Genomic DNA, 21,983 nt, shown 5'->3' with positions numbered 1-21,983 from the left:
CCCCATCGCTGCGCGATGGGCAAGCGAACACCCGCGCTGCGCGCGGGTGTTGCGCGCACGCTCCGCGTGAGCGCTGCTGCTCGCTGCGCGAGCAGCCCACCGGCCCGGCTGCGCCGGGCCGGTGACACTCCGTTCGCTGCGCTCCCGGAAGCTGCGGGGACTGCGCCCCCGCCGAGTGGCATCCGCTGCGCTCCAGCCACCCGGGATGCGATGCGCCCCAACGGCCGGCCCCGCTACGCGGGTCGGCCAACGGGCCTACGGCCCGAGCAGCAAGAGCGGGAGTGTGGCCGGGGCCGATGGAGCTGCATCGGATGATGCAGCATGTAGCTTTGGGGGATCTAGGTCACACCCCTGCTTCAAACTGTAGGCCGGATCTCATCTGGACGGCTAATTCCGGCGGTCGCAACCAAGCCGGACGAGAGGAATCCTGACCCTGCATCAAAGCCCGGCCAAAGACAAACTCTGGACCAACCGCCGGCCTCGGGTATCAGACGCGGTACACGGACGCTCGAAATTCCTGCACGATCCACTGTTCCCGAGCAGGTCCTGCGCACTCAGGTGATCATGACCACCCGGACCGGAAAGACCCCTCGTCGCCGTGCGCAGCGCGGAGGAGCTGCGTTGCGGATGCTGGTCCTTGCACCCTCGTGTTCGGGCCCAGCGGACGTCCGGCACCCCTGCGGTGGGCGGCGTACGGCACCGCACCCCCGCCCCCAGCCTCAGAGGGTCCTTGTGCGCCCTGTGACGGAGCGCCGGGCCCCGGCGCTCCAGACCCCCGACTGTGGGCCGTGGCAGGCCGTGGCGCGCCCTGCTGTGCCCCGTGGCAGGGCGCGGGGTGGCTTTGTTCACGAGTTTGGGTTCTGGCTCAGGTTCTGTGACGTGGCCACTCTGAGTGACATCCGGACACCTTCGAGCCGTGCCCGAAGTCGCCCGAAAATGGTCCGTGGACAAGGCAGTTGGGCCGACAGTTCGGGGCCGTGGAAGAGGTCGCGCGTTGGCTGAAGGAGTTGTTGTTCCCGTCGATCGCGGACGTCGCGGTGCTGTCGGTGGACGTGAACATCGAGATAGTGCGCGTTGACGCGCAATGCATCGCGAACGGTGCCCTGTGCCCGGTCTGCGGAGTCTGGTCGAACCGGGTTCATGGCTCCTACCTGCGGTTTTCCGCTGATGTGCCGAGCGGTGGCCGAAGTGTTGTTCTCCAGCTGAGGGTCCGTCGGTTCACCTGCGGGAACTCGGGCTGCGCACGCCGTACCTTCATCGAGCAGATACCCGGCTTGACACGTCGGCACGGTCAGCGGACCGAGCGGTTGCGCGCCACCCTGGCCGCGGTCGGCCTGGCCCTCGCGGGCCGGGCCGGAGCCCGCATCGCCCGTGTTCTCGGGGTGTCCGTCAGCCGCAGCACGGTGCTCCGGCCGGTCAACGCGCTGCCCGAGCCCGATGTCCCCGCGCCGCGGGTGGTCGGTGTCGACGAGTACGCCACCCGCAAGGGCCGCCACTACGGCACCGTCCCCGTCGACATCGAGACCCGCCGCCCCATCGATCTGCTGCCGGACCGGGAGGCGTCCAGCCTGGCGGCCTGGCTCGCCGAACGGCCGGGCATTGAGGTCGTCTGCCGCGACCGTGCGCCGTTCTTCGCCGAAGGCGCCTCCGCCGGCGCCCCGCAGGTCGTCCAGGTCGCGGACCGGTGGCACCTCTGGCACAACCTGAGCGAGGCCGCAGAACGGACCGTCGCCCAGCATCGCCGCTGCCTGCGAGCCCTTGTCCCGGCCACCCCCGAACCCGAGCCTGAGCCCGCCCCGGAGCCGGAAGAAGAACCGTCCGGTTCGCCATGGCCGACCGGGCACCGGTTCGCCGACCGCACCAGGTCCCGGCACGCCGCCGTTCACGCACTCCTGGAGGCAGGACACAGCCTGTGTTCGGTCCAGCGGCAGCTCGGCATGGCCTGGCACACCGTCAAACGGCTCGCCGATGCTGCGAAGCCGGAGGACCTGTTCACCGGCCAGTGGCAGAACCGGACCTCGGTACTCGATGACTACAAGCCCTACCTAGACGACCGCTGGAACGAGGGCTTCACCAATGCCTGGAAGCTGTGGGAGGAGACCGTGCCGCTCGGCTACAAGGGCAGCTACCAGCGCGTTCGCGCCTACCTGTACATGAAGCGCACCTCACCGCGACCGGTGACCGCCCGGCCGCCGTCGCCCCGCACGGTCTCCGGATGGATCCTCAGACGCCCGGAAACCCTCACCGAGCCCGAACAACTCCAGCTCAAGACCGTCCGCGCCCAGTGCCCCGAACTCGACGCACTCACCCGACACGTCCGGTCCTTCGCATTCATGCTCACCGACCACCAAGGCGAGCGTCTCCCGGACTGGCTCCACGCCGTCCGACAGGACGACCTGCCCAGCCTCCACACCCTCGCCGCTGGCATCGACCGCGACCTCGACGCCGTCACCGCCGGACTCACTCTGTCCTGGAGTTCAGGTGCGGTCGAAGGGCATGTCAACCGGATCAAGATGCTCAAGCGCCAGATGTTCGGGCGGGCAGGCTTCCAACTTCTCCGCAAGCGCGTCCTACTGGCATGACGGAGGGTCGCCGCGTCAAGGACGACGAGCCAGAGTCTTCGACGCGAACAAGACCAACGGGTTCAGGTGTCGGCGCATTCGTCGATGACGGCGCAGGCGAGGCGGATGCCGCCCAGGTAGGTGGAGATGCCGTCATCGCCGTGCATGTGGGGCGCGTCCTGGAACCACTGCCGCCACAGACCGCCCTCCTGGAGAAAATGGCTGGCCCGGTCGCTGTGCAGGACGGAGTCGGTGTACGCCAGGGCGCCCATGGTTGTCGGCTGGTCGTAGGCGAGGTCGGGCCGATGCAGGTAACGATCCAGGTAGGCGGCGAGCAGGTCGGCGTCCCGTGCGGTGCCGAAACTCGCCAACGCCGCGCAGTAGGCCCCACCCGCGCAGCAGACCTCGCTCTCCAGCAGCAGTGCTCCCATACGCTCGCGGAAGTGGTCACGGCGCGAGACGGCGGCGAGCCACGCCGCGGTGCGCCGCTCGCGCCAGCTGCCCTCGAAGAGGATGGTGAGCTCGGCGTCGGAGACAGCCCTCGCATCAGCGGCCAAGGCATGAAGGAACGGCTCGTACTCCTCGCGTGGCATGCGAAGTACCGCTCCGCCGAGCTTCAGGTAGCGGCGCGCCGGGAGGCAGTAGCGGCGGTACAGAGCCTGTATCTCGGAGTCGTAGCGGATCACCACCTCATCCTCTCGCGACGAGCACGCAGCTGAGGGCGTGGGGCGGAATATGCCTGCAGTGTCCCCGAGACGGGTGGGACGCCCCCTGGGACCCAGGTCGGCTGAGCAGGGTTTCGACAGCACGCAGCGTTACTGCTCCACAGAAGATGAGCCAGAACCCGAGTTTGGGCAGCGGTTGTTCACGACTTTGGGAGGCGCTGCAGCCGTGTCGTGTTCGATCGCCGTTGCTACAGGGTGCGGATAGTTCCGTGGCCGGTTGGGTGTGGGGGTGGTGAGGACGGCGAGGCAGGTGATGACGAGGGTGATGCCTGCCCAGCCGGTTACGGGGAGGCGTTCGCCGACGATCAGGACGGCGAGGACGGCGGCGACGGCGGGTTCGAGCAGGGACAGGGTGGTGGCGGTGCTGGCCGGCACGTGCGCGAGGCCCCAGCCGAACAGGACGTAGCCGGCGAACATCGGGACGAGCGCCATGTACGTGCCCACGGCGGCGTTGGTCCAGGAGGCGACCAGTGGCGCGCCTGTGATGGCCAGGACGGGCAGGAGGAGGAGCCCGCCGATCCCGAAGACGGCGCCCATCGCCGCGCGAGAGGGGATCTGGCGGCTGATGAGCCGGTGAGCTGCCCAGGAGTACAGGGCGTAGGTGGCGGCGGTGCCAGTGGTGCCCCACAGCACGGAGGCGGCCAGCACGCACAGGGCCCCGATCGCCGCGGGTTGGCTGTGGCCGGTCACAGCCGGTCCAGCAGCGCTGCGGCCATCGAGCGGGCGTGGGTGACACGCTCGCCGTCGCCCTCGAGCCCGGCACGGGCCATCGCGCCCTCCAGCAGGAAAGCCAGGTGCTCAGCCGCCGCGCGGGCTTCTTCGGCCCGGCCCGGCAGCATCTGCTCCAGGTGACCGGCGATCAGGCGCTCGACCTCTTCCTTATGGGCGCGCACCACGGCCCGGCCCTCATCGTCGGCTGGGAGTTCGGCGGCGGCGTTCAGCAGCCCGCACCCGCGAAAGCCGTGTTCGTAGGCGAACGCCGCGTGGTCCGCGTAGGCGTCGAAGACGGCCAGCACCCCTTCACGGGAGCCGTCGGCCTGCTCCAGCCGAGCCCGGTACAGCTCCAGCCACTCCTCGTGCCGGGCGTCCAGGTAGGCCCGGACCAAGTCGGCCTTGGAGGAGAAATTGTTGTACAGGCTCATCTTCGCCACGCCAGCCTCAGCCGTGATCGTGTCGATGCCCGTGGCCGCCACGCCGTCGGCGTAGAACCGCCGGGCCGCCGCTTCCAGAAGCCGCTCCCGGGCTGGGCGTCGGCGCCCAGCGCTCCTGCTGGTCTCACTCATCACAATCCAAACTAGGTAGGTAGGTCTACCTAGCTTAGAGGACGGCACGGAGCGGCGGGAAGTCGGGAAGGGGCCCCTGGGCCAGATCGCGAAAACACGACCGCGTGACGGGCCGGACAACGCCGCACACCGCAGCCAGCGGGGTCAGAACGGTCAGCGTTTGATGCGTCCGCGGATGGCGAGGGCGCCGAGGGCGAGGAGGGTGGGTTCGAGCAGGCGGGACGTCATCTCGATGTAGGTGCCGGCGATGGTGAGGTTCTGCCCGGATGGGCGGAAGACCACCGAGTTGATGGCGACACGGGTGGCTTTCTCTGCGCGGCCCGCGGTGAAGCGTTCGCTCCAGCCTCCCCGCAGGGTGGGGTCGGGGGCGCTGGTGTGGAGGCTGACCTTGCTGCCGTGGAGGGTTCCGGTGGTGGCGGGGTCGGGGTCGTGAGTGGGCAGGCCGAAACCCATGAGCAGCAGCACGGTCAGGGACATGGCGGTGATCAGCCAGCCGAAGGCGCGGGAGGCGCGCAGACCGTAGCCGGACAGCAGCCAGTACCCCCACAGGAGGCGGCGTTCCCCCGGCGGGGTGCCGGTCAGGTCGTGGCGGCGCATCTCGCACTCGCCGTAGTGGAAGTCCGCGGCGCCGGGTTCGTTCTTGCCGTCCTCGAAGGCTTTGCGCAGCTGCCGGTAGAGCGCTGCGACGTCCTCGGGATCGGGAGTGCGAGCAGGGTCGGGGTGGTGCGGGCCGGGACGCCACTGACTTGGTGAGACGGAGGGGCCGGGGGGCACGGGCCGGCCGGAGCTCCGAGCGCGCCAGTGGTGTTCCTCGGCGAGGGTGCGTCGGCGGGTCCAGCGCGCCGGCCCCAGGCGGTGCCGGTGCCACCCGGTGGGCGTGGAGGCGAAGGTGGTGCGTCCTTCCAGGCGCGATCCCGCCACCGCGCCAGCCCGATGGAGCCGACGCGGAAACACGGTGGAGCCCGTTCCACCCCTCCTACCGCTGCTGAGCCTGAGTGCAGCCTGCTCACATTCCGAGCGACGGGGCATTGGGTTCGTTCACCCTGGCGGTCCGGCCAGAGCCTTGATGGCGGGGCGGAGCAACGCGGCGATGTGATCCGCAGGGGCCTCATGAAGCGCGGCCAGGCCGAGGAGCTGGTGGCCTATGGTCACGCCCAGCAACGCGGTGACGATCAGCGCGGCACGCAGTTCGGGATCCTCGGAAGCGGGCAGGGCGGCACCGACGCTGTCGATCTGCCGGCCGAGAGCGACACGGACGTGATCGGCTGCCGCCTGGTCGGTGAGCATCGACCGCATCATCGCCAGCGTGCCCTCGGGAAGACCGCCGAGCTTGAGGCCGAGCGAGGCCAGCAACTGATCGACGAGCTCGTCGGCATCAGTGACCGTCAGCGGGGCGGGCAACGCCTGCACGGCTTGGCTGAACAGCTCCCGCTTCGAACCGAAGTACTGCATGACCAGAGCCGGATCGACGCTCGCCGCGGCCGCCACGGCGCGAATGGTGGTGCGCTCGAATCCCTTCTCGGCGAACAGCTCTCGGGCGCTGTCGAGGATGCGTGCCTCGGTCGCTCGGCGGCGGTCGGCGCGGGACTGGCGAGGAGTGGACACTGATTCACTCTACAGCCGTTGACCGAACTTCCAGCCGACCGTAGCGTGAGTGGGTCAACAAGTGTTGAGCGAATGGAATGACCCCGTGTCACATCTGGATACATCTGCCGTTCGCACCCCTCACGAGGTGCTGACCTGCTACTACCAAGCCATGCTCGACAAGTCGCCAGACGATCTCGCCGATCTCTACGCCCTCGATGCGGTGCACGAGTTCCCGTTCACCTCACCCGGCTTCCCCGCATCCTTCGAGGGTCGTGAGGCCGTGCGCGCCGGCTACCGGGCGGTCTGGGGCGCAAGCCCCGCCAAGGTGCAGGAGGTCAGGAGGATCGCGGCCCACGAGACCGCCGATCCCAAAGTGATCATCGCCGAGCATGTCGTGGTGGGAACCCTGCCGCCCAAGGCCACCACGTTCACCGTCCCCGGCCTCCTGATACTCCACGTCCGCAACGGACTGATCACACGCGTCCGCGACTACATGGACGGCTCAGGAGTCGCCAGCGCCAGGGCTGACGGCCCGACCAGTACAGCGGCAACCCGACCTGAGACCGGACAGCTGTCCCGTCGCAGAGGATCTGGTCCGCGGAACCGGTTCAGACCTGGAGCGACCAGATCAAGTGAGACGCGGAGGCGCCAGGAATCTCAGGTGATCTGGTCCGAGGAAAGTGGATGGCCGTGGCCTCTCAGCTGATCTGGTCCGGCGGAGGCGTTTCGAACTGATACCAGGCCTGGGTGGGTCGACCGCCTTGCTGCCCGCCGGTCGCAGGATGGCTGCGCAGATCGTGTGCGAGGCGATATCGATCTCGATGTCAGCTCTACACACCGGGCGTCGCGGCGCGGCCGCGGTCAGCCGGTGGCACGGTCGCTGCGGCCGCGGAGGCGCTGCGGGTCGCGGGGCTGCTGCGGGCTCGTCCCCCTTGGGGGCCGCTAAGTTTTTCTCACGGATTACCGCCGAGGATGTCGAAACCCCCCGGCGTGCTTCTACCTACCCGTGACAGCCCCTGCCCCGGGGCGGCCACGACGAACGAGGAGCAGAACCATGAAGTACATGCTGCTGATGCAGTTCAGCGAGAAGAACGTCGACTTCCCCAAGCTCGACGAGTGGAAGCCCGAGGAGATCCAGGCCCACATCCGGTTCATGAAGCAGACCAATGCCGGCCTCGCCGCAGCAGGCGAACTGGTGGATGCCCAGGGCCTGGCCATGCCGGAGACCGCCCGGATCGTGCGCTCCCACAGCGGCGGCGCGCCGGTCGTCACCGAGGGCCCGTTCCCGGAGTCCAAGGAGTGGGTGGCCGGCTGGTGGATCGTGGACTGCGACAGCGAGCAGCGGGCGATCGAGATCGCCGCCGCCGTCTCCGCCGCTCCCGGTCCGGGCGGGCGGCCGCTCAACATGCCGATCGAGGTGCGCCAGGTCATGGCGGCCCCGCCCACCGACCTGTGAACACCCCCTGTGACGACTTTCGAACCATCCGTCGAGGACCTGCTGCGCACGCTCGCGCCGCAGGTCGTCGGCGTGCTCACCCGCCGCTGGGGGGACTTCGCCGCAGCCGAGGACGCCGTCCAGGAGGCCCTGCTGGACGCCGCCACGCAGTGGCCGGCCGAGGGTGTGCCGCGCAACCCGCGCGGCTGGCTGGTTCAGGTCGCCAGCCGCCGGATGACCGAGCAGGTCCGCAGCGAGCAGGCCCGCCGTCGGCGCGAGGAGCTGGTGGCCGGTCAGGTCCCGGCCGACCGGCGGTCCGCGCCCGGGGCCGACACCGGGGCCGAGGGCGCGCACGACGACACCCTCGCGCTGCTGTTCCTGTGCTGCCACCCCGTGCTCTCGCCGGCCTCTGCGATCGCGCTCACCCTTCGCTCGGTCGGCGGGCTGACCACGGGCGAGATCGCCGCGGCGTTCCTCGTCCCCGAGGCGACCATGGGCCAGCGGATCAGCCGGGCCAAGCAGCGGATCAAAGCTTCCGGAGTGCCTTTCCGGATGCCGGACGACGCCGAGTGGCCAGCCCGGCTGGACGCGGTGCTGCACGTCCTCTACCTGATCTTCAACGAGGGGTACGCCAGTAGCACCGGCCCCGAGCTGCGGCGCGTCGAACTCTCCCGGGAGGCCATCCGCCTCACCCGGGCCGTCCACACGCTGCTGCCGGACAACGCCGAGGTGGCCGGTCTGCTCGCGCTGATGCTGCTCACCGAGGCGCGCGGGCCCGCCCGTACCGGCCCGGACGGCGAACTCGTCCCGCTCGCTGAGCAGGACCGCAGCCGCTGGGACACAGCCGCGATCGCTGAGGGCGTCGCGCTGATCACCGCCGCCCTGCCGCGCGGCCCGGTCGGCCCGTACCAGGTGCAGGCTGCGATCGCGGCCGTCCACGACGAGGCGCCGACCGCCGCCGAGACCGACTGGCCGCAGATCCTCGCCCTGTACGGGGTGCTCGCCCGCATCTCCGACAATCCGCTGATCACCCTGAACCGGGCGGTCGCCACCGCCATGGTGGACGGTCCCGCCGCCGGCCTCGCCCTGCTCACCGACCCGCCGCCCGCGCTCGCCGGCCACCACCGGCTGTACGCGGTCCGCGCCCATCTGCACGAGCTCGCCGGGGACCGGGAGGCCGCCGTCGCCGACTACCGCACCGCGGCCCGCCGCACCGCCAGCCTCCCGGAGCGGCACCACCTCAGCCTGCGCGCCGCCCGACTGGCCGCGCGGGCGGGAGGGTGAGCCACCGGCGATCGGTGAGGCGGGACAGCTACTGACGTCGGCGAACCAGGTCACCTGAGATCGCAAGCGACTCGGACCACGTCACTTGAGACAGGGGCCAAATCTCCGGAGACGGGACAGACGCGGCGTTGCGGGGCTTTCACTGACCCGGTGTCTCGACTCACCGAAGGTTGACCGATCTCATCGAACGTTGACCGGTCGTCTCCAAGGCAGCGGACCATCCGCTTCACCCTGTCGGGGAACCTGGTCTGACGAGATCAGACCACAGAGGTACGCCCAAGTACCCCTGTAGATCGACGTGTTGGGGGCAGTCGGAGACCTAGCGTCAACTCTATGACCACCAGACGTCGCAGAGCCGCTGCAGCCGCCGTGCTCACCCTCGCCCTGTCCGTCCCGCTCCTGGGCGCCGCACCCGCCTCGTCCGCACAGGGCGTGCAGACTCCCTCCCAAGTTCCGTACACGAGCGGGTTGGCGTTGCCGCTTCCCACCGGTCCGTACTCGGTGGGCCGCCGCGCCCTGCACTTGGTCGACAGGCACCGCACTGACCCGTGGGTGCCGACGGCGGGGCACCGGGAGCTGATGGTGTCGGTGTCCTACCCAGCGCGCGGGATGAGCGGTTCCCCAGCGGCATACATGACCGATGACGAGGCGCAGCTGCTGCTGGAGGCCAGAGGGCTCGGCGGCGTGGTGCCCGCCGCGACGGTTGCAGGGGCGCGTACTCATGCTCAGGAAGGTGTACGCCCTGCGCCGGGGCGTTTCCCCTTGGTCCTGCTCTCTCCGGGATTCTCGATGCCGCGCACCACACTCACAGCGGTCGCCGACGATCTTGCGAGTCGCGGCTATGTCGTTGCCTCCGTGGACCACGCGTACGAATCCGTTGGTACGGCCTTTCCTGGGGGCCGAGTGCTGACCTGTGTGGCCTGCGAGCAGGTCAGCACGTTCCAGGAGAAGGCAGCCGTCGTGCGCGGCCGGGCCAAGGACCTGTCCTTCGTGATCGACGAGCTGACGCAGGGCCGACAGGCGGGGGCGTTGTCCGGCGCGATCGACCCGAGCCGGATCGGAATCGCGGGGCATTCGATCGGGGGCGCGAGCGCCGCGGCAACCATGGCCGCCGATCACCGTGTGCGGGCCGGGGTCGACCTGGACGGTGACTTCTTCCTGCGCCCTGCTGCTGCGGGGCTCGGCCGGCGCCCGTTCATGATGCTCGGCGCCGAGTCCACGCACAGCCCTGACAGTGAGAACACCGACTGGTCTGAGGCGTGGAAGCACCTGAGTGGTTGGAAACGCTGGCTGACGGTGACCGGCGCTGAGCATTTTTCCTTCACGGATCTGCCCTATCTCGCTGGTCGGCTGGGTCTGTCCGACCCCGCAGCGCCGCTCTCCGGGGAACGCGGCTGGTACATAACCCGCGACTATGTGGCAGCCTTCTTCGACCTTCACCTGCGGGGCATGCCGCAGCCGATCCTCGATGGGCCCGTGGCCGCGCATCCCGAAGTTGTACTCCGGCAGCGGTGAGGTGACCGAGAACCGTCCTCGGGCCGGCCCCGGCGGGAGCCGGTGGCGCAGCACCGGCCGCGACCCGGAGGCGGCAGCCGGCTGATGGGTGCAAGGCCGGAACGGACGTGCGGTGCGGCCGCGGCTACAGGCGCTGGGCGAGGGTCTCGCAGTGCCAGGGGAACGGTCGCCTGGTACAGGTTGCCCTCGGCTGCGTTCCGGGAGGCCCTCTCGAGCATCATCGCGAGGCTGTGCAGCCTCTCGTCTCCGTCGGCGGCGTCTTCGCCCAGGCGGGCGCGCATGACGCGGTCCGCCTGGTCCACGACCTCGGGCCAGACTCCGGCGTACATCTTCGGGTCCACCCCGGTCAGAGGCGTCAGCCACAGGTCGACGTGTGACTGGAGCAGCTGCTCGGCCGACCGGTAGTCCAGGACGGATCCGCAGGACAGGCGCAGCCCGTCGGTGTCGGCGGCGGTGCCCGGCCATCCGGGCAGGGCCTGGGAGTGGGCGGGGCACAGGAGTGCGAGCCAGTCCGGCGGCTCCCCCGGCGCGGCGGCGGGGCCCTGCCGGAGCGTGGTCGGCGTGGCGGGGCAGTCCAGCACCTGGCGGAGCCCGGTGAGCTGTCGGCCGGCGGTGAGCTGCGTGATGCCGGACGGCACCTTGGGCTCCTTCGGCGGCTAGGGTCTGTTGCGAAAGTGCTGGTCACAGCCACTCGTTAATGGCTGCGACCAGCACGGTCGCTTCGAAGCGGACGGCGAGTTTGTCGTACCGCGTGGCGACGGCATCAGGCGACGGCCGGGCGCTGGGCGGCGAGCCGGGCGAGGTGGGCCTCGCGCAGTCCGTTCGGTGCGGGTGTCTCGCTGGGGTGCTTCGCGGGGTTTTGGTATGTGATCGTGTGGCTGGCTTCTACCGTCGCGGGTGACGAGCCCGCCGAGGTGCGCGGGCGTTGAGGCGAGAGTGGGCGCAAGCGGTGCCGTCGTTGATGGCCGCGTTGCAGGCCAGAGCGGACAAGGCCCAGATGTGGGCCGGGCGGGACGGTGGCTGCGGGCCCACCGGATTTCCGGGCGGTCGGGCCGTCAGCTAACTACGATTGGCCCATGACTAGTCGACGTCAGCCGATACTTCGCCTGTCACTGCCCCTGCCCCTGCTGTTGGCGTCCACGCTCTCCCTGGCGGCCTGCAGCTCGACGCCCTCCAAGGCCACGGTGGCGGCGCGCGAGTTTGCCAAGTCCGCCTGCGCCTCCCTGCAGCAGCTGACCGACCAACTCGCCCGCCCCCGGCCGTCAAATCTGACCGACCCCTACTACCAGACCGCCGAGCAGTACCTGAACACGGCGACCAACCGCGCCGCCGACGCGGCTCAACAGGACCACGGCTACCAGGAGTTCGCCGACACCCTGCACCGGGCGGCCGAGACCTGGCAGGTCACCTTCACCCTGGACGAGGCCGAGCCGCTGATCCAGCAGGCGCGGAAGGAGAAGTGCTGACGCTCTCGACGTGAACCTAGTCGGGTGCAGATCTTCTGGGTATGCCTGTTCGTCCTGGCTGACCTGCCGTTGCCCCTTCCAGCCCCTCAGGCCGAACCCCTGGTGCTCGGACCACTCCTTCGAGCAGGAGTTCACCAGAGGCTGTGACCAGCGGGAATGTGCGGCATGCGGAACCTCCGCGGCCCACCTCGAGCCGTTCCGCGCCCGCCAGTGGTGCTCGGGCACCTGCCGGCAAAGAGCGGTCCTCCGGCGAGCCGGACTCCGGGATCGCGCAGCTCAAGCCCCTGCCGGTCCAGCTTCGCTGTCACCAACCATGCAGTGATCCATCTTCGCCGGCGTAAACAGCCGTCCGTCCAACTTCGATGACGAGCGGTCCAGCTTCGCTGTCACAGGTCACGCGAGCGCTGATCTCTCGCAGCGAAGGTTGAGCGTTCTCATGTCCCGTCTCCACGGATCTGGTCTCCGTCTCAAGTGGCCTGATCTGATTCGTCGTTGATCTCAGTTGATCTGGTTCGTCATCCTGATCACTGCCCTACTCTGTCGAGCCATGAACGCGGACCGCTGGTTGGCAGACACCCGGACCTCCTACGACACGGTCGCGGTCAGCTATGCCGACCAACTACGCGGGGCTCTGGCCGGGGCGCCGTATCTTCGGGCGGCTCTGGCGCTGTTCGCCGACTTGGTGCACGCCGCTGGCGGTGGGCCGGTGGCGGACGTCGGCTGCGGACCTGGACACGTCACCGCTCACCTGCACGAGCTGGGTGTGGACGCTTTCGGCATCGACCTTTCATCCGTGATGATCGACGTGGCTCGGCGTGACCACCCCCGCCTGCGGTTCGAGGTGGGCTCGATGACCGACCTCGGCCTCGCCGATGCTTCAGTCGTCGGCCTGCTCGCATTTTGGTCGTTGATTCACGTCCCCGACGAAGCAGTGCCCACGGTCTTCGGCCACTTCCGGCGCGTGTTGCGTCCCGGCGGACCACTGCTGCTCGGCTTTCACGTCGGTGACGGGTCGAGGCTGAAGACGCAGGGCTACGGCGGCCACCCGATGAACGTCCACGTTTACCGCCGCCAGCCTGACCAAGTGGCGGCCTGGCTACGCGATGCCGGGTTCACCGTCGAGGCCCGAATGCTGATCGACCCCGACGAGAGCGTTCCAGGTGCGGTCCTCTTCGCACGCCGTCAGTCCTAGCCAGGCCAGCGGTCCCGTTGCGGCCGACGGCACAGCGAAGTCGGACCACATCAACTGAGACAGCCTCCGGCATCCGCTCGCCCGGGGCCACATCACTTGAGATTCCTGGCTTCCCCACGTCTCAACTGAACTGGTCGCCGCAGGTCAGCGACCCGATTCGGAACCAGATCATTTGAGACCGGACATCTCACCAAAGTCTGAGCGCCGCTCGGTTAGCCATCCGCCGCCGCGGTGAGCTCAGCCAAGTGAGCTTGTCGGCTGTGCACCGCCCGCTCCAACTGCTCAACATCCAAACTGGCACGTCGGTGAGCCGGGGTCCCTGGCCGGCTGCGTGCTAGTCGCTCCCGGGCTCTGGCCAGTGACGCTTCCCGAGCTGCAAGCCGGCGCTGAACCGTCTCGATGCTTTGCATGGCACTCAGGATGGCGCACCGACCCCCACTCGCGATGCGCTTTTGGTCGGATCTGGGGTGGGCTCAGCCTTCGATGAGAACGCTCAACCTTCATTGCGAAAGGTCAAGCGCGCGGCTCCCGTCACCGGCCCCCGACCTCACAGGTTGTCCCGAGGGAATCAGGGAGGGCTGTGGCATTGCGGAGGGTGAGATCAGCTCTGCCCGGACCGGGCGTGGGCGAGGAACGCGGCGAGGTCGCTGGTGGCCTCGGGGGCGGCGGCGGTGAGCCGGGCCGCGAACGCCAGCTGGTCGACGCCGGCGCCTGGCGCGAGGTGGGCGAGTTCGGTGAGCAGTGCGGCGTGGGCGAGCAGATGCGTCGGCAGTAGATCGGCGGCGGCCGCGCGGGCGGCCGGATCCGTGTAGTGCCCGATGTGCGCGGCCAGGGCGTGGGCGAGCCACGCGTCGACGTCCTTCTGCACGTACCAGCCGGCGCGGCGGGTGAGTTCGTCCCGGGCTGCTTCGTCGCCCTCGCGGGGCTCGGTCTGCTCCAGCGTGCCGAGCTCGCGCAGCGCCTGGAGCTCACCGGCGCGGGCGGCGATCCGCTGGGCTTCGCGCAGCTCGGCTTCCAGGGCGGCCGCGGCGTCGGCGGCGAGCTCGGCCTGGACGACGTCGTCGGTGTCCGGGTCGTAGACGGTGTTCGGGGCCGCGTCGGCGAGCAGGTGGTCGATGCGCTCCCACTCCGCGAGCTCCGCCCGGCCGCGGGTGTCGTCGGCGAGGTGCTCATGGCGGGAGTCCTGGCGCGCGTGGAAGCGGGCGTCCTCGAGGGCCGCCGCGACGGCGGCCGCGGTCATCCCCTTCGCCCGGCGGCGCATCACACGCCGTCCGATCCGGGCGTGGTCGACCAGCTCGCGGGGTGCGGCCGGGCCGGGAACGGGATGGCGAAGAGTGCGCCGGGGGCTGCTCGTCAGGGCCTCGCATTCGGGGTGCGGAATAAGGTGCGGATGAGCCAAAGCACGAGAGTTGTCACCGGCGGAGCCAGATGAGCTGGCGAACGGGGCCGGTCGAAGCCGCCTGGTTGTCACAAGCGAGGCACACGGCTTGTCACAGGACGCCCTTCAGCAGCTTTTCTGTCACCAGAAACGAAGATCGAGAGCCCCTGCGCTCTCAACCTTCCGGATGCGGCGGTGGGGAAGGCAGCAGAGAGCGCGCTCGGCGGACTGGGTGGCCGTCGGGACCGCCGGTGAGCCAGGAGCCGTCGCCCAGGGGCGTTAGTTCATAGGGGTTGGTCACCTCGACGGTGATCTCGCCGCTGATCGTGCCTCTCCGCACGTCGACCAGGTGGTAGCGGAACCACTCCTCCTCGTCCTGGTCCTGACCGCCCAGGGTGACGATGGCCAAGTCTGGAGTCAGGTAGCCGCCGCTCCACTCAACGAACGCCTCCTCCGGGTCGTGTCCGAAGGCTTCGACGGGCAGAGTGAAGAGCACTTCCCCGCTGGGGTGGCGCTGGAAGGCGACATCCGCTTGCCCGTGGTCGACGGTCATGAACTGCTGCCCGTCCGGGGCCAGGTCGATCATGCAGCGGTCCGACCACGGATACGTCGCGAAGGTGGGCTCGCCCTTGGCCCCGGCTGCAGCTCGGAAAATGACGGAGCCGTCCTGGCCCTCACCGATGTCGAGGTAGATGCTGCCGTCCATGGGGTGCACGTAATGGAAGGCACCGTGCCCGGCCGTTTCCAGCTCACGGCGGGCCAGGACCGTCCCGCTGTCGGCGTCGTGCACGACCCACTGGTCTGCGCCTCCGCGTCCTGCCATCGCGTCCGGCCGGTAGACCCAGACGCTTCGGCCGTCCAGGGACAGCGCACAACCAGGCCGGTGGCCATAGAGCTGGTCCGAGTACGGCTCGAAGTCCGACGCCCACAGCACGTCACCGGCGCGCGTGAGGCAGACGACACCGTTCAGCGTCGTATACGCGACTCGCTCCAGATCGGGCCAGACCGCCGACTCCAAGACCTCGTCGCCAGGCCGCGGCCGGAACACTGCGACGGGCTCCAGCGCCCCGAGAGCACCGGAATCCATCACGTAGGCATAGATCCACCCGTCGCGGTGGCGTGTGATCACCTTTGGAGCCCGCACAGGAATCATCCGCCGAGGCTAACGCCCAGCTCAAGCTCACCGACAACCGGGATCGGTGGGGCGGCACCCTCCAAGGCGACTACCTCCGACGTAGGGGCCGACCCGTGTTCGAGTGCGTTTGCCGAACGAAGCAGGTGGTGTTTGCTGCCCGTTTTCCGCCGGTCGACCGGCGACGGGCCGGTGTCGGCGCCCCCTTTTTCGCGCGGACGTGGGAACCGTCCACGCACGCGCGTGACCAGTCGAGTGCGCCGGCCGCGTTGAGCTCCGCGAGTAGGACTCGGTGCAGTTGGTCGAAGACTCCTGCCTTCTGCCACCGGTCCAGGCGGCGCCAGCAGGTCTGTCCCGAGCCGAACCCCAGTTCCAAGGGCAGGAGTTGCCAGGCTATGTCGTTGTAGAGGACGTACAGGATGCCCTGGAGGCAGAGCCGGTCCGCCACCGGTCGTGGCCCCGGCGACCGCTCCGGCCACGGCGGCAGTAACGGCTCGATCAGAGCCCACAACTCATCGTCCACGAACCGCGGTCGATTACCCACGCCCTCACGAACGCCGGAATCGTCACACCGGTTACGCCTCACCAGTCAACGTCAACAAGATCGTGTTACGAGCTCGTAGGAGGGGGCGTGCCCAGTCCGGCACGGAGTGGGTCATGCAGCCCTGGCGGGTGTTCCTGCGGTCGTGGAGCATCAGCGTGCTGGCGTCCGGTGCGGCATCAGTGACGCGGGCAGTGTCCAGCTGGGTCATCGAGGCGGCCGTGACGCAGGCCGTGGCCAGTTCGGCCGCGAGGTGCGGGTGCGCGGTGGCGGCGTGGAGGCGGCGGGCGATCTGGCTCTCGGCGAGAGGGGTCAGCGCGGGAGGGGTGAAGCCGCGCTCGCTGGCTGTCGGTGCCCGGCAGGAGCAGCGGTCGCTGTCGTCGATGGACTGCAAGCGTGGTGAGGGCCGGCAGGCCGCCCAAGAGCGAGGGCCGGTGCACGACGATCGGCTCGCTGATCACGCCTCCCAGCCTGCCGCCGGCCGGTTCGATGAGCGAGTCAGCTCGGGGACGTCAGGGATGTTCTGTGACAGCGAACCTTGAGCGTGTGCCGACGAAGTTTGAGTGCACCGGTACGGCACCGATCCGAGGCCATTGCGCGTACGCCAAGGCTGCTTGGGCCTGGGCCGTACCGAATTCATCCTTTCGTGGATTCCCGGTGCGTGAGCAGGCCCGGCCCTGTGGTGATCGGTAGCGTGCGGGAAAGCCGTCACTCGCACGGCATGTCCGCGTCGCCCGGCGCGGCCCCCTGCTCCGGAGGTGTCCCGATGGTGAGTATTGGTGGCCTGCTACCCCCGGTCGGGTTGGAGATCCCGTGCTCTGGCTACGCCGTGAACGTGCCGCTGAAGGCCGACGCGATCGGTATGGCCCAGCTCGACTTCAGGGGCGGCATCAAGGTCCGCATCGAGGCGAACATCAACGGCGGTCTCGGCGGGGTGAAGATGAGGATCATCGGTGAGGAGTACAGCGCCGACCACCCGACGCTCGGCAAGGTCACGCTCTCGCAGTCCGACACCGACACCACGCCGCTCAGCCTGCTGGAACTCGTCAAGAACATGCCGCCGACGTTCAAGAACACCCTGTTCCACGACTTCACCCTCACCATCGAGGCATTCCCCGGCGCTACCGGGCCGACGGTGCTGTCCAACACCAAGACGATGACCACCGGGAACGACCGCCTCACCGTGTTCCCCCCGCAGGGCGCCGTCTACCAGCTGCAGCAGCCGGTCGACTTCGCCCCCGTCGGCGACCCGGGCACGGTCGTCGCGCAGCTCATGGCCTTTCCGATGACCATGTCCCACAACCCCTGACCGCCCCGGCCCGCCGGGCAGGCGGGACGGGGCGGCCCGGGGCAGGCCGGGGCAGATCTCTCCGGCCGCCGTGGCGGTCCTCTGCGGCAGCGAGCCAGCATCGCAAGGCACCGACACCGGCCCCGAGCCAGCGCCTGCGGTGGCGTCTTCACCCGACCGAGGCAGGTATTTCAGGGGCTGTCGCCACTCCAGTCCCAGCGGGCCGGGTCGCCGGGGCGCGGGTCGTACAGCGCCCGGCCTCCGGGGCCGAGGTGCGCGAGCTGATGCCGGACGGCGTCGACGCCGCACTGGAACTGATGGGCTGCTCGGTCCTCGCCGACACCTTCCGCACCGTCCGCCGCCACGGCAACTGCCCGAGCTCCGTGAGGAGGGAGACGCCGTCGTCGATCTCCTCCGGCCTCCAGCCGGTGATGTCGAGCAGCAGCCGTCCAGCGGGCCGCTGACCAGTTCGGCGTAGTCCCGGTGGGGCAGCGGGCCCGGGCGGTCGTGGTCGGTGCCGTAGACCCGGCCGCGCAGCAGCTGCTCGTCATCACGGTCCATCCGCTCAGCCTTGCAGCCGCCACTGACAGCCGGGTCCGGTCGCGTCACCTGCGGAAGCGGGAGAGCCAGTTTCCGCCGGTCTCCTGCTCGGGCACGGCCTGGCCCTGCTCTTCATGCCGGTGCTCGTCCGGCCAGGCTTGCTGAAGGTCGGTGACGAACCGCCGGTCAGGCCGGTGGCGGTGAGGCAGCCGTCGATCAGGTGGGGCCGGAGCTGGATCCTGCGTAACTCCCGGCGAAGGACACGGTCGAGGTCGTCGGGTGTGTCGAAGGCGGTGTTGGCCATGGCCCGGCGTGCCAGTGACCAGAGGGCCTCGACGGGGTTCAGTTCGGGTGCGTACGGCGGGAGGCGGACGGTGGTGAGCCAGTCGTGCTCGGCCTCGTACTGTTTCAGCCCGGACGCCAGGTGGGTGTTGAGATTGTCCCAGACCACCACGATCGGGCCGCCGAGCTGGATGTGTGCACGGACGAGCAGGTCGCGGTAGTCCAGCCAGGAGAAACTCTTCCGTGCCCCCTTCGGGAGCAGATGGCGACGGGGCCGATAGCTCAGTCCGGCGCTCTCGCCGGGTCTGTAGCAGCACAGCGCGGCGACCGAAGTCCTGCGGCGGGATCTGCCCCGGACGCGGACAACGGGCGTGTGGCCACGTCGCCCCCAGGTCCGGGCCCGTGGCGGCGTCATCGAGAATCCGGCCTCGTCCTCGAAGACGATCCAGCCCCCATGGGCCGCCGAGAGGCTCTCCGGATAACGCATACCACCGGCATACCGCAGGGATCCTGAACCGTCACTCCCCGACGACAACCCGAAAACCTCAGTATTCCCCGTGTCTTCCCGCAGAGTCTGGCGCGCGTCCGGCACAGACCCCTGCGTCCCGGACTACGGGCAGGGCGCTCACTGCGGTCTGCTCGGCTGGTCAGCCGGTCGTCTGTGGCTGATGACGGTCGGCTGTGGTCGTGGTGAGTGCTGTACTTCACTGCTGTACAGCTCCGAGCGTTCCGCATCCCCCAGCCGCCGCGTAGCCTCATCTGCGTGTATGACGACTGGTTCGAGGACGACGTACGGAACAGCCAACAGCAGGCGGTCGTGGACGTCGTGAGGCAGTCCGCTCGTTCCTGGCCAGAATGTCGGCCTCAAGACACCGTCGTGCTCGTCTTCGGGCCGGACGACGACGAGGATGACGTGGCCCCCGCCGCACGGGAGTCTCGGTGGGAGCCGCCAGTTGAGCACACGCCTTACCTCACCGCGCTGGACGAGGCGTTGGACCGGGGAGAAGAGGTTCTCACGCTCATAGCGGATCTGGTCGATAGGCGTGAGAGGGAGAGGGGCCTGATCTTCATGACGTTGGGCGCGACTGTCATCGGTGACCGGCTCTTCTGCAGCGAACGCCACAGCCAGAATTACCAGACTCCGGAACCAACAGGGGATGTGGCGCCGCGTTGTGCCGCCGGCCCCCCTGAACACCTCGGCCGGATCGCTGCTTCCTGGTTCGAGGAAATCATGAACCGCCCCACGATCTCTTCTCACCCTGTCGTGGGTGGCGGATACAGATTCGTCCCTCCGGGCTCTGCGCTTCAGCCAGGACATCGCTGGGTGCGCAACGGACCCCAGTGATTGACCAGTCCTGAGCAACGTTGCAGCCCGTCCGCGCCCTGGCCGCCGCGGCCGACCCGGGTGGCCCGGCAGGTTGTCTGTGCTGTGTAGAGTGGCGTTACCGACGCGGGGTGGAGCAGCTCGGTAGCTCGCTGGGCTCATAACCCAGAGGTCGCAGGTTCAAATCCTGTCCCCGCTACGAGAGGAAGGGTCCAGCATCCGCCGGACCCTTCCCGCCCGGATCGGGCAGCACGCCGTCGTGATGTCATGGTAACCACCGCAGCAGGCACAGCTGGACGGCGTGGCTGCGCGAGCAGGTCGCCGAGGGCTGGCGGCCGGGCGAGTGGGACGCGGACACGCTGGTGTCCACCGGGGATGTGGATCATCCGCGCACCGTGGTGTTCCGCTGCGGTACCGCTGCCTGCGACGCGCTGGCCAGCACGAAGAGCCTGTGCTCTGGGCGTGCGAAGGCCCAGAAGGCCGGCGGGCTGTCCATGAAGGACTTCAAGGCCACCCATGTGCCGGTCCGCGACCGGACCATGACCGACCGGCGGGCGCTGTGCCGCGTCGAGGACTGCCCGCGCGAGTCGAACCTGTGGGGCTGTGCAGCGCACGCCTCGCTTCGCAACAAGGGCCTGGACCGAAACCCGTCCTCCTCGTTGGACGCATGGGTGGCGGTCCAGCGGGCGTAGGACCCGGTGCCTGGCTGCCGGGTGCGGGGCTGCCGCTACGACGGCCGCGGCCCGCTGGGGCTGTGCTTCCAGCACGGCAGGCGCTTCAGGCAGCACCCTGCCTCCCGGATCGCCGGGTCGCCCCTTCCGGCGTCGCGGCTGGACCGGCAGGCCCCCCTACCTGGGCGTTCACCAGTTCTCGCTCGCGCCGCTGCACCCGCTTGGGCGGTGGGAAGTGCCCTACGTGCTGCAGCAGCGCGACGCGCGCGGCCAGAAGGTCGACCCGCTCGCGGCCCGCCAGCTGATCACGCATCTGGCCGATGCCTGCGAGAGCCTGGCCGCGCTGGCGGCCGGGGAACTGCCGCGCCGCTCGCAGATGAACGTCGACGCGCTGCTGCGCGAGGCACACCGGGTCGTGGCCGCCGCCTTCGCCCGGTTCAAGGGGGTGGACCCGGCCTCGCTGCCAACGCTGGACCTGGCGGAGCTCGGGGTGCGGGGCAAGCGCGGCGGCAGGACCAGCCGCAGCGGCGACGTGGACCTCACCGGCACGACGGCCTCATTCCGGCAGCTTGACGGCCTCGCCGGCGGCGACGCGGGGCACGGTCGGCACCAAGCCGTCCGCGGCCGCCCGCTCCCACGCATCGAGCAGGGCCTTGACCCGTTTCGGGCCGGTGCCCGTCCTGCTCGCGCAGTCCCTCGCGCCGAGCTGCCGGTAAATGCTTCCACCGAATCGTTTCGCACGCTGTTCGATGGTCAGGCCGCGACCGCTGTCCAATGCGACCCGGCGTGCGACCAGGTGAGCCAACGCCCAGCCCCCGCCGCGCGCATGCCGGGCGAACTCCGCGAGGTCGGCTTCCAGGAAAGCGTCCGTCTCCTCGATGGCGGGCGGCACCACACCGCCACCGGGACACGCGCGGTGCCGCGTTCACGGCGGGCGCTCTCGTTCGCGCCGCCCAGCCGCAGTCCGATCCAGGTCGCCATCAGCTCGATTTTGGTCAGCGCGTCCTTGGCCGCGGGAAGCTGCTCTTCGCACAGTGCGCCGGTGCTCTGGTGGCGGGCGATGAAGCCGGTGGCCTGGTCGCCCACCCGCACCAGGTCCCGGGCCAGGGCCATCCACTGGCCCGGCGTCTCGCCGCAGTCGATCCGTTCCCGGTCGCGTTCCCGCCGGTGCTGTTCGTTGACGGTTTCGCGGACCGACGAGCGCAGACCGGCGTCGGCCTCCAGCAGTGAGACCACGATCTTCTCGCGGGCACCGCCCTGAAGGCGCCCAGGTACTCCACCAGCTTCGCGGCGTCGCCCAGGTGAGAGTCCATCAGGTCCCGAAGCGCCGGGGCCGTGCCCAGCGCCTGGTGGTACTGGGGCAGTTTCAGCTGGTCGCGGCCCTGCGCGACGGCCTCCTCCAGCAACACCAGCAGCTTGCGGTAGCCCTCGTCGACCGGAACCCCGCGCTCCAGGTGGCCTGGACGCCGGTGGCGGCAATCTTCGCCCGCAGCGGCGGCGTGCAGAGGCGGGAGACGAGCCGGTAGTCACGGCCCGAGCGCGGGCTCAGGCCGCTCGCGTCGCAGAACGCGTCCAGGACGCCGTCGCCGCCACCCGCGGTCACCTCCAGCAGCTTGTCGCCCAGCTCCAGCCGGTTGACGCTGCCCCTGTTCACCAGCACGGCCGACTTGGACATCCCGGTCCGAGTAGCTCACAGACACTCCCCACCAAAGGCAATGTAATGAGCATGTACTGTAATGAGACGAATGGGCCGTCCGGACGGTCGAACTCCCCTTCCGG

General features: G+C 69.4%; 21 protein-coding genes, 1 tRNA gene and 3 pseudogenes. 12 read left to right on the top strand and 13 right to left on the bottom strand.

Annotated features, from left to right (window positions below):
- The first annotated feature begins 977 nt into the window (after positions 1 to 977).
- Complete coding sequence (locus ACFVYK_RS23490; protein ID WP_389777198.1) at positions 978 to 2,582, top strand: ISL3 family transposase; 1,605 nt, start codon at positions 978 to 980, stop codon at positions 2,580 to 2,582.
- Positions 2,583 to 2,644: 62 nt separating this feature from the next.
- Here ACFVYK_RS23490 and ACFVYK_RS23485 read toward each other — a convergent pair whose 3' ends face one another.
- The 5 genes from ACFVYK_RS23485 to ACFVYK_RS23465 form a co-directional block, all read right to left on the bottom strand.
- Positions 2,645 to 3,247: a DUF6000 family protein gene (locus ACFVYK_RS23485; protein ID WP_389777195.1), complete on the bottom strand. Its 603-nt coding sequence runs from the start codon at positions 3,245 to 3,247 to the stop codon at positions 2,645 to 2,647.
- Positions 3,248 to 3,376: 129 nt separating this feature from the next.
- A complete protein-coding gene (locus ACFVYK_RS23480; RefSeq protein WP_389777192.1) occupies positions 3,377 to 3,976 on the bottom strand; it encodes a DMT family transporter in 600 nt (199 codons plus the stop codon).
- The gene (locus tag ACFVYK_RS23475) at positions 3,973 to 4,569 is read right to left on the bottom strand and encodes a TetR/AcrR family transcriptional regulator (protein WP_389777190.1); all 597 of its coding nucleotides are present in this window, start codon (positions 4,567 to 4,569) and stop codon (positions 3,973 to 3,975) included. Before ACFVYK_RS23475 ends, ACFVYK_RS23480 begins: the two co-directional genes overlap by 4 nt.
- A gap of 153 nt (positions 4,570 to 4,722) precedes the next feature.
- Positions 4,723 to 5,490, bottom strand: a complete 768-nt coding sequence (locus ACFVYK_RS23470) for a hypothetical protein (protein ID WP_389777187.1) — start codon at positions 5,488 to 5,490, stop codon at positions 4,723 to 4,725.
- A gap of 117 nt (positions 5,491 to 5,607) precedes the next feature.
- A complete protein-coding gene (locus ACFVYK_RS23465) occupies positions 5,608 to 6,174 on the bottom strand; it encodes a TetR/AcrR family transcriptional regulator (protein WP_389777185.1) in 567 nt (188 codons plus the stop codon).
- 151 nt (positions 6,175 to 6,325) lie between these two features.
- Here ACFVYK_RS23465 and ACFVYK_RS23460 point away from each other — a divergent pair, with 151 nt between their 5' ends.
- From ACFVYK_RS23460 to ACFVYK_RS23445, 4 genes are all read left to right on the top strand, one after another.
- Positions 6,326 to 6,862: a nuclear transport factor 2 family protein gene (locus ACFVYK_RS23460; RefSeq protein ID WP_389777183.1), complete on the top strand. Its 537-nt coding sequence runs from the start codon at positions 6,326 to 6,328 to the stop codon at positions 6,860 to 6,862.
- Between the two features lie 348 nt (positions 6,863 to 7,210).
- Positions 7,211 to 7,612, top strand: a complete 402-nt coding sequence (locus ACFVYK_RS23455; protein WP_389777181.1) for a YciI family protein — start codon at positions 7,211 to 7,213, stop codon at positions 7,610 to 7,612.
- Positions 7,613 to 7,621: 9 nt separating this feature from the next.
- Positions 7,622 to 8,875 (top strand): RNA polymerase sigma factor, encoded by a 1,254-nt coding sequence (locus ACFVYK_RS23450; RefSeq protein ID WP_389777179.1) that lies wholly within the window; start codon positions 7,622 to 7,624, stop codon positions 8,873 to 8,875.
- Positions 8,876 to 9,208: 333 nt separating this feature from the next.
- On the top strand, positions 9,209 to 10,390 hold the full coding sequence (locus tag ACFVYK_RS23445) for an alpha/beta hydrolase family protein (protein WP_389777177.1): 1,182 nt from the start codon (positions 9,209 to 9,211) through the stop codon (positions 10,388 to 10,390).
- Here ACFVYK_RS23445 and ACFVYK_RS23440 read toward each other — a convergent pair.
- Positions 10,312 to 11,028: a hypothetical protein gene (locus ACFVYK_RS23440; protein WP_389777174.1), complete on the bottom strand. Its 717-nt coding sequence runs from the start codon at positions 11,026 to 11,028 to the stop codon at positions 10,312 to 10,314. The two genes, ACFVYK_RS23445 and ACFVYK_RS23440, sit on opposite strands and share 79 nt — an antisense overlap.
- Before the next feature lie 438 nt (positions 11,029 to 11,466).
- Here ACFVYK_RS23440 and ACFVYK_RS23435 point away from each other — a divergent pair, with 438 nt between their 5' ends.
- Both ACFVYK_RS23435 and ACFVYK_RS23430 read left to right on the top strand, forming a co-directional pair.
- Positions 11,467 to 11,856, top strand: a complete 390-nt coding sequence (locus ACFVYK_RS23435; RefSeq protein ID WP_389777172.1) for a hypothetical protein — start codon at positions 11,467 to 11,469, stop codon at positions 11,854 to 11,856.
- A 547-nt stretch (positions 11,857 to 12,403) separates the two neighbouring features.
- The gene (locus tag ACFVYK_RS23430) at positions 12,404 to 13,048 is read left to right on the top strand and encodes a class I SAM-dependent DNA methyltransferase (protein WP_389777169.1); all 645 of its coding nucleotides are present in this window, start codon (positions 12,404 to 12,406) and stop codon (positions 13,046 to 13,048) included.
- Between the two features lie 601 nt (positions 13,049 to 13,649).
- Here the strand turns inward: ACFVYK_RS23430 and ACFVYK_RS23425 are convergent.
- The 4 genes and pseudogenes from ACFVYK_RS23425 to ACFVYK_RS23410 form a co-directional block, all read right to left on the bottom strand.
- The gene (locus ACFVYK_RS23425; protein ID WP_389777167.1) at positions 13,650 to 14,288 is read right to left on the bottom strand and encodes a hypothetical protein; all 639 of its coding nucleotides are present in this window, start codon (positions 14,286 to 14,288) and stop codon (positions 13,650 to 13,652) included.
- Between the two features lie 313 nt (positions 14,289 to 14,601).
- A complete protein-coding gene (locus ACFVYK_RS23420; protein ID WP_389777165.1) occupies positions 14,602 to 15,579 on the bottom strand; it encodes a hypothetical protein in 978 nt (325 codons plus the stop codon).
- Between the two features lie 107 nt (positions 15,580 to 15,686).
- Positions 15,687 to 16,081, bottom strand: a pseudogene (locus ACFVYK_RS23415) (transposase); the annotation flags it as partial.
- 52 nt (positions 16,082 to 16,133) lie between these two features.
- Complete coding sequence (locus ACFVYK_RS23410; protein ID WP_389777162.1) at positions 16,134 to 16,493, bottom strand: hypothetical protein; 360 nt, start codon at positions 16,491 to 16,493, stop codon at positions 16,134 to 16,136.
- Between the two features lie 372 nt (positions 16,494 to 16,865).
- Between ACFVYK_RS23410 and ACFVYK_RS23405 the strand changes: the two genes are divergently transcribed.
- The gene (locus ACFVYK_RS23405; RefSeq protein ID WP_389777159.1) at positions 16,866 to 17,408 is read left to right on the top strand and encodes a hypothetical protein; all 543 of its coding nucleotides are present in this window, start codon (positions 16,866 to 16,868) and stop codon (positions 17,406 to 17,408) included.
- Positions 17,409 to 17,578: 170 nt separating this feature from the next.
- Here ACFVYK_RS23405 and ACFVYK_RS23400 read toward each other — a convergent pair.
- Positions 17,579 to 17,948, bottom strand: a pseudogene (locus tag ACFVYK_RS23400) (hypothetical protein).
- A 166-nt stretch (positions 17,949 to 18,114) separates the two neighbouring features.
- Positions 18,115 to 18,696 (bottom strand): annotated as a pseudogene (locus ACFVYK_RS23395) (transposase); the annotation flags it as partial.
- 276 nt (positions 18,697 to 18,972) lie between these two features.
- Between ACFVYK_RS23395 and ACFVYK_RS23390 the strand changes: the two are divergent.
- The 4 genes from ACFVYK_RS23390 to ACFVYK_RS23375 all read left to right on the top strand — a co-directional run bounded on the left by ACFVYK_RS23390 (position 18,973) and on the right by ACFVYK_RS23375 (position 21,465).
- On the top strand, positions 18,973 to 19,554 hold the full coding sequence (locus tag ACFVYK_RS23390) for a hypothetical protein (RefSeq protein ID WP_389777157.1): 582 nt from the start codon (positions 18,973 to 18,975) through the stop codon (positions 19,552 to 19,554).
- 104 nt (positions 19,555 to 19,658) lie between these two features.
- Positions 19,659 to 19,732: transfer RNA gene (locus tag ACFVYK_RS23385), tRNA-Met, on the top strand.
- A gap of 163 nt (positions 19,733 to 19,895) precedes the next feature.
- On the top strand, positions 19,896 to 20,225 hold the full coding sequence (locus tag ACFVYK_RS23380) for a hypothetical protein (protein ID WP_389777154.1): 330 nt from the start codon (positions 19,896 to 19,898) through the stop codon (positions 20,223 to 20,225).
- Between the two features lie 223 nt (positions 20,226 to 20,448).
- Positions 20,449 to 21,465: a hypothetical protein gene (locus ACFVYK_RS23375; RefSeq protein ID WP_389777152.1), complete on the top strand. Its 1,017-nt coding sequence runs from the start codon at positions 20,449 to 20,451 to the stop codon at positions 21,463 to 21,465.
- A 105-nt stretch (positions 21,466 to 21,570) separates the two neighbouring features.
- Here ACFVYK_RS23375 and ACFVYK_RS23370 read toward each other — a convergent pair whose 3' ends face one another.
- Positions 21,571 to 21,879, bottom strand: coding sequence for a hypothetical protein (locus tag ACFVYK_RS23370; RefSeq protein WP_389777150.1), 309 nt, complete (start codon positions 21,877 to 21,879; stop codon positions 21,571 to 21,573).
- Between the last annotated feature and the right edge of the window lie 104 nt (positions 21,880 to 21,983).

Source organism: Streptomyces sp. NPDC058291 (assembly GCF_042880855.1).
Lineage (GTDB): Bacteria > Actinomycetota > Actinomycetes > Streptomycetales > Streptomycetaceae > Streptomyces.
The sequence above is the reverse complement of the archived record's forward strand: the minus strand, read 5'-3'. Positions and strand labels throughout refer to the sequence as shown.

What these genes read in the sequence shown, in the direction of transcription:
- ACFVYK_RS23420 (WP_389777165.1), bottom strand. Translation starts at nt 15,579, where the DNA reads ATGATTCCTGTGCGGGCTCCAAAGGTGATCACACGCCACCGCGACGGG.
- ACFVYK_RS23445 (WP_389777177.1), top strand. Translation starts at nt 9,209, where the DNA reads ATGACCACCAGACGTCGCAGAGCCGCTGCAGCCGCCGTGCTCACCCTC.
- ACFVYK_RS23475 (WP_389777190.1), bottom strand. Translation starts at nt 4,569, where the DNA reads ATGAGTGAGACCAGCAGGAGCGCTGGGCGCCGACGCCCAGCCCGGGAG.
- ACFVYK_RS23460 (WP_389777183.1), top strand. Translation starts at nt 6,326, where the DNA reads ATGCTCGACAAGTCGCCAGACGATCTCGCCGATCTCTACGCCCTCGAT.
- ACFVYK_RS23435 (WP_389777172.1), top strand. Translation starts at nt 11,467, where the DNA reads ATGACTAGTCGACGTCAGCCGATACTTCGCCTGTCACTGCCCCTGCCC.
- ACFVYK_RS23370 (WP_389777150.1), bottom strand. Translation starts at nt 21,879, where the DNA reads ATGTCCAAGTCGGCCGTGCTGGTGAACAGGGGCAGCGTCAACCGGCTG.
- ACFVYK_RS23425 (WP_389777167.1), bottom strand. Translation starts at nt 14,288, where the DNA reads ATGACCGCGGCCGCCGTCGCGGCGGCCCTCGAGGACGCCCGCTTCCAC.
- ACFVYK_RS23405 (WP_389777159.1), top strand. Translation starts at nt 16,866, where the DNA reads ATGGTGAGTATTGGTGGCCTGCTACCCCCGGTCGGGTTGGAGATCCCG.
- ACFVYK_RS23430 (WP_389777169.1), top strand. Translation starts at nt 12,404, where the DNA reads ATGAACGCGGACCGCTGGTTGGCAGACACCCGGACCTCCTACGACACG.
- ACFVYK_RS23455 (WP_389777181.1), top strand. Translation starts at nt 7,211, where the DNA reads ATGAAGTACATGCTGCTGATGCAGTTCAGCGAGAAGAACGTCGACTTC.